This is a genomic window from Pseudomonas sp. 43(2021), from assembly GCF_017490805.1.
GTDB lineage: Bacteria > Pseudomonadota > Gammaproteobacteria > Pseudomonadales > Pseudomonadaceae > Aquipseudomonas.
Map to the genome: position 1 here is coordinate 1 of NZ_JAFGYJ010000187.1, position 582 is coordinate 582.

The following is a 582-nucleotide window of genomic DNA, read 5'->3' on the forward strand; positions in this document are numbered from 1 at the left end:
GCTGGATTTTCACCGTGTCGCCGGCATGATCCTGCTGCCAGAACTTGATGAATTCGGCGTTGTATTCCTGATACAGCTCGCGCGTCGGGTCATACGACACGTTGAGCAGCTCGTAATCCTTGGCAACGGCGGAACCGGCAAACACGGCACTGGCCAGCGCGGCCAAAGCATAACGGCGAATCGACGACATGGTGAAAGCTCCTGGAATTCCTGGTGGTGGCTTGTTCTTATGTATTGCTGGAATCGGGTCCCGTTGAAAGATCGCCGCCTTCGCCAGCTCCTGCACACAGCCCCCTGTAGGAGCCGCCGCAGGCTGCGATCTTTTGATTTCAGCCCGGTTGTTTACCGGGTTGCTGCAAACGAAATTTCTCTTTGCGTTCGATCTGTACGACTTGCGCGTTGTGCACAGTGATCTCCACCGCGCCGAACCGCAGATCGCGCAGGGCGCTCTGGATTTCCCGCAAGATGGTGCTTTCGTCCTGACCGTCAACACTGCGAAGGGATGCGCTCATGGTGCTGCTCCTTTGAAGGGGATTTGCCTGGCAGTGGGCGGCACTGCGTTCGGCGTGGGAGCAATATAAG

The 582-nt window shown here is 57.4% G+C and carries 1 protein-coding gene and 1 pseudogene; both read right to left on the reverse strand.

Translation table 11 applies throughout. The annotated features are described in order from the left end of the window. Positions 1-190 (reverse strand): annotated as a pseudogene (locus J5M71_RS26670) (sulfate ABC transporter substrate-binding protein); the annotation flags it as partial. A gap of 139 nt (positions 191-329) precedes the next feature. After that, the gene (oscA, locus tag J5M71_RS26675; protein ID WP_007917682.1) at positions 330-512 is read right to left on the reverse strand and encodes a sulfur starvation response protein OscA; all 183 of its coding nucleotides are present in this window, start codon (positions 510-512) and stop codon (positions 330-332) included. Positions 513-582 lie beyond the last annotated feature (70 nt).

Coding starts and splice junctions, on each gene's coding strand:
- oscA (WP_007917682.1), bottom strand. CDS start 512: ATGAGCGCATCCCTTCGCAGTGTTGACGGTCAGGACGAAAGCACCATC.